General features: G+C 68.8%; 8 protein-coding genes and 1 pseudogene. 3 read left to right on the plus strand and 6 right to left on the minus strand.

Annotated features, from left to right (window positions below):
• Positions 1-32 precede the first annotated feature (32 nt).
• Positions 33-980: an aminopeptidase gene (locus AOZ13_RS12300; RefSeq protein WP_021780736.1), complete on the minus strand. Its 948-nt coding sequence runs from the start codon at positions 978-980 to the stop codon at positions 33-35.
• Between the two features lie 127 nt (positions 981-1,107).
• Here AOZ13_RS12300 and AOZ13_RS12305 point away from each other — a divergent pair, with 127 nt between their 5' ends.
• Positions 1,108-2,193 (plus strand): type II glyceraldehyde-3-phosphate dehydrogenase, encoded by a 1,086-nt coding sequence (locus AOZ13_RS12305; RefSeq protein ID WP_020221617.1) that lies wholly within the window; start codon positions 1,108-1,110, stop codon positions 2,191-2,193.
• On the opposite strand, the gene AOZ13_RS12310 is transcribed toward AOZ13_RS12305, so the two are convergent.
• From AOZ13_RS12310 to gap, 3 genes and pseudogenes are all read right to left on the minus strand, one after another.
• Positions 2,190-2,690 carry a metallophosphoesterase gene (locus tag AOZ13_RS12310; protein WP_020221618.1) on the minus strand — a complete coding sequence of 167 codons (501 nt, stop codon included), beginning with the start codon at positions 2,688-2,690 and terminating at the stop codon, positions 2,190-2,192. The genes AOZ13_RS12305 and AOZ13_RS12310 overlap by 4 nt on opposite strands.
• A 51-nt stretch (positions 2,691-2,741) precedes the next feature.
• Positions 2,742-3,954, minus strand: a pseudogene (locus AOZ13_RS12315) (phosphoglycerate kinase).
• Positions 3,955-4,085: 131 nt separating this feature from the next.
• Positions 4,086-5,132 (minus strand): type I glyceraldehyde-3-phosphate dehydrogenase, encoded by a 1,047-nt coding sequence (gene gap / locus AOZ13_RS12320; RefSeq protein ID WP_021780738.1) that lies wholly within the window; start codon positions 5,130-5,132, stop codon positions 4,086-4,088.
• Positions 5,133-5,268: 136 nt separating this feature from the next.
• On the opposite strand from gap, the gene AOZ13_RS12325 reads away from it, so the two are divergent.
• The gene (locus AOZ13_RS12325) at positions 5,269-5,649 is read left to right on the plus strand and encodes an Hsp20/alpha crystallin family protein (protein WP_020221621.1); all 381 of its coding nucleotides are present in this window, start codon (positions 5,269-5,271) and stop codon (positions 5,647-5,649) included.
• Positions 5,650-5,656: 7 nt separating this feature from the next.
• Here the strand turns inward: AOZ13_RS12325 and AOZ13_RS12330 are convergent, their stop codons facing one another.
• Both AOZ13_RS12330 and AOZ13_RS12335 read right to left on the minus strand, forming a co-directional pair.
• On the minus strand, positions 5,657-6,517 hold the full coding sequence (locus tag AOZ13_RS12330; protein WP_020221622.1) for an ATP-grasp domain-containing protein: 861 nt from the start codon (positions 6,515-6,517) through the stop codon (positions 5,657-5,659).
• 43 nt (positions 6,518-6,560) lie between these two features.
• A complete protein-coding gene (locus AOZ13_RS12335) occupies positions 6,561-7,097 on the minus strand; it encodes a 50S ribosomal protein L16 (RefSeq protein ID WP_020221623.1) in 537 nt (178 codons plus the stop codon).
• 273 nt (positions 7,098-7,370) lie between these two features.
• Between AOZ13_RS12335 and AOZ13_RS12340 the strand changes: the two genes are divergently transcribed.
• A partial coding sequence (locus AOZ13_RS12340; protein ID WP_081706803.1) for a helicase HerA domain-containing protein occupies positions 7,371-8,947 on the plus strand: 1,577 nt, incomplete at its 3' end.

Below are 8,947 nucleotides of genomic sequence, written 5' to 3' on the forward strand. Positions count from 1 at the left end.
GGGTCGTTCCTCCCCGTTCGCGTCTTCGAGGTCTACGGCTCGGGGAGCCGTACGACCTCGCCATCCGCATACACGGTCGGTTCCCGAATGATGCCGTCGAGGTGGAGGGGGGCGTCGGTGTCGCCGCCGATGCCGGCGTCGTCGCCGATGGCGATGTGGACCGTTCCGGCCGCCTTCTCATCGAGGAGGACGCTCCCCACGAGGTCGGTGACGGCGACGTTCGTTCCGATGCCGAGTTCGGCGAGGTTGTACGCGGCGTCGCCCACCTCATCCGCGGCGGCCTCGACTTCGGCGCGGATGTCGTCGTCGCTGATCTCGGTGACGGAGCCGTCCGCGACCTCGAAGCGGAGTTCCCGCCCGTCGTCGAGCAGTCCGTGAGGCATCATCGTCCCGTCGACGACGTACGTCCCGTCTGCCGTCTCGGGCGAGACGAACACCTCTCCTGCAGGCAAGTTCGAGAAATCGCCGTCGTCGTGGACCATCCCGGTGTCCTGTCGCCACTCCCGATCGCCCGACTCGAACGTGATGTCGGTGCCGGTCTCCGTCGTCACGCGCACCTCGTCGGCGTCGCGGACCTGCGCGAGGACGTCCGCGCAGTGCCGCCGGATGGTCGCGTAGTCGGCGTCGAGACCCGTCGTGAACACCGCCTCGGTGATCCCGGGGAGCGTGGCACCGCGGACGCCGGCGTCGCTCGCTCGCGAACGCGCGCGGGTGTGCGAGATGCTCGTCGTCGTCGGCGCGAGGAAGGCGTCGGCGTCGCGCAGTGCTGCGGCGGCGGGCGCGGGCGGCTCCGCGCCGTGCTGGTCGCCCGGCGGATAGCGCAGTATCGTCGCGTCGTCGGTGACGTCGCGCGCGGCCTCGTAGAGCGCCTCGCCGATCGGCTGGCGCTCGTCGTCGGTCACGACGACGACGGTCTCGTCTGTCTCGATCCCGAGACACTGGACGACGGCGGTGTCGGCGGCTTCGCGGAGCGTCGGCATACCGGATACCTCGCCCGCCCACCCGTTAGCCCTTGCCCTCGGCGCCGTTCCAGTTACTCGACGCGTAGTTAATTTCTTCCAAAATTTCCCGAAAGAATTAATCAGTCGGGCGACCGAGGGACAGGTGATGCTCCGAGTCGGCGTCAACGGATACGGGACGATCGGCAAGCGCGTCGCGGACGCGCTCGCGGCACAACCCGACATGGAAGTCGCGGGGGTCGCGAAGACCACCCCGAACTTCGAGGCCGCGGCCGCCCATCGGCGCGGCTACGCCGTCCACGCCGCGCTCGACGAGCGCCGACCCGCGTTCGACGAGGCCGGAATTCCCGTCGCGGGCGACCTCGACGACCTCGTGCGCGCGAGCGACGTCGTCGTGGACTGCACGCCGGCCGGCGTCGGCGCGCAGAACAGAGAGCGCTACGAGACCCACGACACCCCCGCGCTCTATCAGGGCGGCGAGGACGCCGACGCCGTCGACGCGAGCTTCAACGCCCGCGCGAACTACGACGAGATCGCGGCGAGCGACGCCGAGCACGTCCGCGTCGTCTCCTGCAACACGACCGGGCTCTCGCGCGTCCTCGCACCCTTGGAGGAGGCGTACGGCGTCGAGAAGACGCGCGCGACGCTGGTGCGCCGCGGCGGCGATCCGGGTCAGTCGGATCGCGGCCCGATCAACGACATCCTCCCCGATCCCGTGACCGTGCCCTCCCACCACGGCCCGGACGTCAACACCGTGTTGCCCGACCTCGCCGTCGACACGATGGGCGTCACCGTCCCCGCGACGCTGATGCACCTCCACGCCGTCAACGTCACCCTCGAAACGGAAGCCGACGCCGACGCGGTGTCCGAGACGCTCGCCAGCGAGTCGCGCGTCTTCGTGGTCCCGGAGCGCGCTCGCGTCGCCGGTCCCGCGCACCTCAAGGAGTACGCGAAGGACGCGGGTCGCCCGCGGGGCGACCTCTGGGAGAACTGCGTCTGGGGGGCGTCGATCGCCGTCGAGGGACGCGACCTGTACTTCTTTCAGGCGATCCACCAAGAGAGCGACGTCGTCCCCGAGAACGTGGACGCGATCCGGGCGCTCGCGGGCGACGCCGACGCCGCCGAGAGCGTCGTCAAGACGAACCGCGCGCTCGGCGTGGGGAGCTTCGAGACGACACGATCGGAGACCGTCACGACCGACGGCAGGGGCGCGGCCGCGAGCGCGGACGACTAGTCGTCGAGGTCCGTGAACGTCACGTCGCCCGAGTCGGTGTCGATGGTCGCGACGTGATAGCGGTCGTCGCCCGCCGGGAACGGCAGGCCGCCCGGGTTCACGCAGTGCGTGCCCTCGACGACGTCGTGGCGGCGCTCGTGCGTGTGGCCGTGGAGGACGTAATCGTACTTCTCGCAGGCGACGAGGGCGTCGACGAGCGTCCCGCTCGTTCCGTGGTAGACGGCGAACTCGACGCCATCGAGCGTGAGTTCGGCGGACTCGCCGTGATACTCGCCGAACTCCCGGATCGCGTTCTGGAGGTTCCACTCGCCGTCGTTGTTCCCGCGGACGGCGTGGAACTCGTAGGCGTCGCTGGCGAAGACGGCGGCGGTGAACGGCGCGACGACGTCGCCGCAGTGGATCACCGTCTCGCAACCGACGTCCTCGAAGTGCGCGACGGCCGCCTGCGCGCGCTCGCGGTCGTCGTGCGTGTCGGAGACGACGCCGACCTCACTCACGGGGCATCACCCCGTTCGCATGTTCGCGGCGCCCTCCAGTTGCCGCGTTCTTCAATATGCCGCCTCCAGCACTTCCACGGCGGCAGCGGTTCGCCCGTGAGCGCGCGGATGTACGCGCCGCCCGCGATGGAGACGTGCGAGAAGTCCTCCTCGCTCAGCCCGTACATCTCGATGGCGCGCGAGGTGTCGCCGCCGCCGACGACGCTGAAGCAGTCCGTCTCGGCGATGGCTTCGAGGACGCCGACGGTGCCCTTCGAGAAGCGTTCGTCCTCGAACAGCCCGAGCGCGCCCTTTACGAAGACGGCCTCGGAGTCGCGGATGATCGGCGCGTAGGTCTCGACGGTCTCCGTGCCGACGTCGAGGAAGCCCTGCGTCTTCTCCTCGATCTCCTCGACGTCGATCTCGGCGCGCTCGCCGTCCTCGTCCTCGTACGCGAGGTCCGTCGCGAGCGTGATGGCGTCGCCGCGCTCGTCGAGCACCTCGCGGATGGTGTCGGCGTTCGCCTCCCATTGGTCGTCGAAGAGATCCATCCCCTCGACGTCCTCGCCGACGGGATAGCCCGCGGCGCGGAGGAAGAGTTCGCCCGCGATCCCCCCCAAGAGGAACCGATCGACCGTCTCGTCGAGCGCCTCCATGACGCTGATGACGTCGGTGGCTTTCGTGCCGCCGACGACCATCGTCACCTGTCCGTCGAAGGTCCGGGACGCGATGGCGGTGTTCGCCTCGTACTCGGTCTCCATGACGCGGCCCGCGTAACTCGGCAGAACGAGCGGGAAGCCGACGAGCGAGGCGTGCTCGCGGTGCGCCGCCGAGTAGGCGTCGTTCACGTACGCGTCGAACTCGGGCGCGAGCGTCCGCACGAACTCCGTGTCGCCTTTCGCCTCCGGGTCCGCCTCGGGGAGTTCGTCCTCGCACATCCGGACGTTCTCGAGGAGGAGGATCTCGCCGTCCCCGAGCGACTCGATGGCCTCGACGGCCTCCGGCCCGTACGTGTCCGGAACGAAGTGCACGTCGCGGCGACGTGCTCGGCGAGGATGTCGGCGTGCTGGCGCAGCGAGACGAAGTCGTCGTCGCCGGGCCGGCCTTGGTGAGCCATGCAGACGACGCGATCGCCACGCTCGGCGAGTTCGCGCACGGTCTCCGCGTGGCGGTCGAAGCGGCGGTTGTCCTGTACGGTGCCGTCGTCCGAAACGGGGGAGTTGAGGTCGAGGCGGACCAGCACGCGCTGGCCGGGGTCGAGGTCGTCGATGGTCTTGAAGGTCATAGGGGTATGTATCGGGGGTGGGTACTTATCGGTGGGCAAAAAGCGCGGAAAACCAGTTCGCTCGTTCGCTCGCGCGTCGCGCAACTCGCTCGCGGTGTCACCGCTCGCGTTCCCGTTGCCTCCGGGCAACGTTAGTACTGCGTGATGTACGCGGAGACGTCGAGCAGGCGGTTCGAGAAGCCGTACTCGTTGTCGTACCACGTCAGGATCTTCACGAGGTCGCCGTTCTCGCCGACGACGTTCGTGGAGTTCAGGTCGACCGTCGAACTGAAGGGGAGACCGAGGATGTCGCTGGAGACGACTTCGTCGTCCGTGTAGCCGAGGACGCCCGCGAGCGGGCCGGAGTCGGCGGCGTCGCGGAACGCGGCGTTGATCCCCTCGGCGGTGACGTCCTCCGCGTCGAGATCGACGACGAGCTCGGTGATGGAGCCGTCCGGGACCGGCACGCGAATCGCCATCCCGTCGAGTTTCCCCTCGAGCTGCGGGAGGATCTCCGTCGCGGCCTGCGCGGCACCCGTGGACGTCGGGACGATGTTCTCCGCGGCGGCGCGGCCGCGGCGGGTCTTACCCTGCGGGCCGTCGATGAGCGCCTGCGAGCCGGTGTAGGCGTGGACGGTCGTCAGGGTGCCCGTCTCGATGCCGAACTCCTCGTCGAGGACCTTCGCGACCGGCGTGACGGAGTTCGTCGTACAGGAGGCGTTCGAGACGACGTCCTCGCCGTCGTACTCGTCGTGATTGACGCCGTAGACGAGCTGCTTGACCGGCTCGTCACCCTTCGGCGGCGCGGAGATGACGACCTTCTCGGCGCCCGCCTCGATGTGCTGGGCGGCCTGCCCGCGCTCGCGGAAGATGCCCGTACACTCGAGCGCGACGTCGACGTCCTCCTCGCCCCACGGCAGGTCGGTGGGGTCTTGCACGTTCAGGAGCTGGACGCTGGAGTCGCCGACGACGAGTTCGTCGCCGTCGCGCTCGACGCCGTCGAGGCGGCCCATGACGGTGTCGTACTGCGCGAGGTACTCCATGTCCTCGAAGTCCATGACGTCGTTGATGCCGACGAGGTCGATGCGGGGGTCCTCGAGCGCCGCGCGGAAGACGTTGCGCCCGATCCGGCCGAACCCGTTCAGTCCCACGCGAACGACCTCGCCCGTTTCCTCGGCGTCGAGGGAGAGTTCACTCATACGCGAGTAATAACGATCAGGAGGCTTAAAACCCGCCGGAACGCGGCGGCAGCGATCGTGATACCACATCTCACGAAAGGGGCACCGACCGCCGGTGCCCCGAAGCCTTTTGGCCGGGTGCGGCTTACGATAGCGCATGCGACGCGACGACCGGGACGACCCCTTCGACGACTTCTTCAACGAGATCGAGCGGATGATGGACGACATGATGCGCGGCGCCGAGAGCGGGTACGACGACGCCGGCTTCGGCAGCGACACCCACTTCGACGTCCACCAGACCGACGAGGAGGTCCGCATTATCGGCGACTTCCCCGGCATCGAGAAGGAAGACCTGTCGCTGAAGTGCGACGGGCGCACGCTCACCATCAGCGCGGTCACGGAGACCCGCGAGTACGACGAGCGCCTCGAACTCCCCTGCCGCGTCGACGAGCGCTCGGGGAGCGCGAGCTACAACAACGGCGTCCTCGAAGTCACCTTCGACCGCGCCGAGGAGTCCGCGAACATCGGATTCGAGTGACTGCGGGCTACAGGTCCCTCACGGCCGCCGCGAACCGGTCGTAGAACCCCTCGTCGTACTTCTCGCTGTCGTCGATGGTCGGGCGAGCGTTCGTCTCGTTCACCACCGCACCGCGCTCCGTGACGAGCACGTCCACCCCGAGGAACGGGACGTCGAGCGCCGCCGCCGTTCGCTCCGCGAGGTCGCGGATCTCCGCGCTCGGCTCGACGCCGACCGCCTCGGCGCCTCGATGGACGTTGTGCTTCCAGCGTCCCGCCGCGACATCGTCCTCGGGGAGGCGGCGCTCGACCGCGCCGACGACCTCGCCCTCCAACACCATCACGCGATAGTCGCGCGCGCTCGCGAGGTACTCTTGCACGAGGAAGGAGCGATCGGCCGTCGCCCGGTAGTCGTGGACGAGATCGAGATAGTCGCAGATCCCGAGGAACGAGTCGAGGTCCGCGGCCTTCGCGACGCCGATCCCGCGCGTCGTCGAGTTCGGCTTCACGACGACGGGCGCGTCGAGACGCTCGTAGGCGGCGACGAGCGCGTCGGTGTCGGCGGGATTCGAGACGAGCACGGAGTCGGGCGTCGGGATCCCAGCGGGTTCGAGCGTCGCGAGCACGCCCGCCTTGTTGCGCGAGGTGAGGACGGCCTCGCGGTCGTTGAGCCACGGGACGTCGAGCCACGCGTCGAGGACGCCGCCCTCCATGAGACGCCCCGGGAAGACGTAGCCGGCGTCGAAACGCGAGCCGTCCACGGGAGGCTCGGCGAGCGGATAGGAGCCGTGCGAGGCGGTGACGGCCTCGACCGCGATGCCGCGCTCTGCGAGCGGGTCGCGGACGCGCTCGAACGTCTCGGCCCCGTTGGCGAACGCGAGACGGAACATGTGCCCCCTTCGAGCGGGGGCGAGTAAAAGGACTCGTTAGCCGTTAGTCGGCCTTCGTCAGGAGGTCCTGTCCGCGCTCGACTTCGATCTTGCACGGCGGCGTGATCTTGTTGTAGGCGCGACGGAAGGCCTCCTTCACGGCGTCGGCCTGCTCGACGCTGCACCACGCGGTGAAGAGGCGCTCGTTGGGGTAGATGCGCGTCGCGGTGCCGACGGGAACGCCGAAGGCCTGCCGCATGCCGTCGGAGACACGGTCCGCACCCGCACCGGTCGCCTGCTTGTTCTCCCGGATGATCTGATGGGGGAACTTGCGGAGGCTCATCTTGTAGTTGCCCTCGCCGAGTTCCTTGATGAGGTGACGGTTCGCGGAGAGGCGCGAGGCCTCGAGCGAGCCGTGGCGAAGCTGACACTCCTCCTCGGGCTTCAGGCTGATCTGGACGTCGTAATCCTCGGGGTCCGACTGCAGGTCGCCCATCTTGAACTGCGCGATCTTCGAGCCGGGGATGCCCGTGACGTACTCCCGTCGGGTGTACGACGGCTTGTCGATCGTCCGGTACATGGAGGCGGGATTGTCGGCCATGGTTACTACCCGAGGCTGACGGCTAGCGCGCGGTTAAAGCCTTCGAACTGGCGGGATGGAGCGATAGCGACATCCCGCCGAACGGCGAGCGGGAGCGAACGAACGTGAGCGACACGCGAGCGGCGGAGCCGAGCGGACGCGGGGATCCGCCGAACCCGCGAGCGCGGAGCGAGGAGCGAACGAGAAGTGGTCCCCGGACAGGCAGACGCCGCGGCGTCATCGACATGTCTGACGGAATGCTCTTGCGGTCGGACGTCGTCCCTCCGGCAGACAATGTCCGAGGACGCCGTCGACGAGCGCTCCCTCCCCGTCGGCGAGACGGCGAACGGCGACTCGCTCACGCTCCCGACCGAAGAAGTGTTGACCGGAAGAGGATTCGTCACCGGGAAGAGCGGAGGGGGGAAGAGCAATTCGGTATCAGTTGTCTTAGAGGAACTGCTCGAACGCCAGTATCCCGTCATGGTCGTCGATACCGACGGCGAATACTACGGACTCAAAGAGGAGTACGAACTCCTGCACGCGGGCGCGGACGAGGGGTGCGACATCCGGGTGAGTCCGGAGCACGCCGAGCGCCTCGCGACCATCGCCTTGGAGGAGAACGTCCCCGTGATTCTGGACGTTTCGGGCTTCCTCGACGAGGACGAGGCCGACGAACTCGTCTTCGAGACCGCAAAACACCTCTTCGCCAAGGAGAAGAAACTGAAGAAGCCCTTCCTGCTCGTCGTCGAGGAGGTCCACGAGTACATCCCGGAGGGCGCGGGGATGGGCGAGACCGGCCGGATGCTCATCAAGGTCGGGAAGCGCGGGCGCAAACACGGTCTCGGCGTCGTCGGCATCAGCCAGCGGCCCGCGGACGTGAAGAAGGACTTCATCACGCAGGCGAACTGGCTCGTCTGGCACCGACTAACGTGGGAGAACGACACGAAGGTCGTCGGGCGAATCGTCGGGAGCGAGTACGAGGCGGAGGTGCCGGACCTCGACGCTGGCGAGGCGTTCGTGCAGGCGGACTGGACGGACGAGGCGGTCCGGCGCGTCCAGTTCAAGCGCAAGCGGACGTTCGACGCGGGCGCGACGCCCGGTCTCGACGACTTCGAGCGCCCGGAACTGAAGTCGGTGAGCGACACGCTCGTCGAGGACCTCGCCGACATCACGGCCACGGAGGAACAGCGACAGGACCGCATCGCCGATCTCGAACGCCGCGTCGAGAACCGCGAGGAACGCATCGCCGAACTGGAGAGCGAACTCGACCGGGCGCGCGACGTCTCCGCGGCCGCGCGCAAGCTCGCGAACGCGGTGGCACACGGCGACTCGGGGCGGAGTCCCGATGGCTCACGAGACGCGGACGCGGAGCAGAGCGGCGTCGACGCGACGGCACAGGCGTCGCTCGACGCGACGGAGAATGGGGGCGCGGGCGCGGCCGAGGGTGCCGCCACCGCGGACGTCGACGCGCTTCGCGAGCGCGTCGCCGAACTCGAAGCGCGGCTCGCCGCGGCGGAGGACGCGGGCGACGGGTCGGACGCGGGTGCGGACGGGGTGGCGGATTCGGGCGCGGACGCCGCCGCCGAGCGCGACGACGGAGCGAACGGCGACCCCGCGGCGCGCGCCGATATCGCCGCCGACGACACCGACGCGAGCGACAGCGAGGAGGACGGGGACGCGACGGTACCGGATTTCGAAGCACAGCTCGCCGAGCTGGGGACCGACGGATCGGCCGACGCGACGGCAGGAGCGGAGGCGAACGCGGCCGGAGATGGCGGGCGCATCGAGCCGACGGAGCGGATCGGTGACGTCCTCGATCGCCTCCAGCGCTCGTCGGAACGCGAGCGTGCGACGCGGGAGCGAGCGACGGG

The sequence above is a fragment of the Halarchaeum acidiphilum MH1-52-1 genome, assembly GCF_000474235.1.
GTDB classification, from domain to species: Archaea; Halobacteriota; Halobacteria; order Halobacteriales; family Halobacteriaceae; genus Halarchaeum; species Halarchaeum acidiphilum.